Origin of the sequence: Maribacter sp. 4G9 (assembly GCF_002742265.1) — a bacterium.
Taxonomy (GTDB): domain Bacteria; phylum Bacteroidota; class Bacteroidia; order Flavobacteriales; family Flavobacteriaceae; genus Maribacter.
Genome location: NZ_MDGL01000132.1, coordinates 1 through 918 on the forward strand (window position 1 = coordinate 1; position 918 = coordinate 918).

Consider the following 918-nt stretch of genomic DNA (forward strand, 5'->3'; position numbering starts at 1 on the left):
GCAAGCGATTCGAAATGTCAAGGTAAAACAAAAAATATCGGGCCAGTTCAAAAACCCCAGAAATGCTCAGAATTTTGCCAAAATCCGATCCGTAATCGATACCACCATCAAAAACGGAATGAACGTGATTCAAGCATTGAACCTAATCGCTAAATTTGAATTTCAAGTAGACTGATTAGTTACTATTCAAGTTTAAAAAAAGAAAAGGAAAAAGTTTTTAGAATTAATCCAAAGAGATATATCATAACTACTAGTGCTTCTCTAACACCTAGCAATAAGAACAAAATATTAGACCTTTTCAACCCATTTATTAAAAATTCCTCTGATATATTCGGAAAGGAAGACATAAATAATCTTCTTACAAAGTATGATAAAGTCGAGAAAGATTTTTACAAGCTTTGGCTATCTAGTACTGATGTTTTAAACGAAATAGTTAGTAGTCAAGTAATAAATCAAACCAAGTTTGTACTTAGTGAGATTAAAGATAAGATAAAAATTTATTTGCAAAATGAAAGCTTTGATGAAGCTCTTTCGATAATTAAAGCTAACAAATACGTAATAATATCAGGTGACCCTGGAATTGGAAAAACAACTTTAGCAGAAATGTTAGTTTTTCATCTTCTTGGAAAGGGTATAGAGGAATTTATTTTTCTTTCAGATAGTATTTCAGACGGTTTTAAACTTTTTAATACGAATAAGAGTCAAGTATTCTTATTTGATGATTTTTTAGGCAGAAATTTTTTAAAACAATCAATAGCAACTAATGAGGAAAGACAAATTCTACGTTTTATTAATAAAATCGAAAACTCAACAAATAAAGTATTACTTTTTACAACAAGAGAATATATTTTAAACCAAGCAAAACAAAGGTTTGACCTTTTCGATTATGACTTTTCCAAATGTATTTTAGATGTTTCT

Annotated in this window: 1 protein-coding gene and 1 pseudogene; both read left to right on the forward strand. The window is 28.9% G+C overall.

Going from position 1 to position 918, the window contains the following annotated elements:
* Positions 1-175, forward strand: a pseudogene (locus BFP75_RS13500) (IS66 family transposase); the annotation flags it as partial.
* A 326-nt stretch (positions 176-501) separates the two neighbouring features.
* The coding region (locus BFP75_RS13505) for a hypothetical protein (RefSeq protein ID WP_206073554.1) at positions 502-918 on the forward strand (417 nt) is incomplete at its 3' end.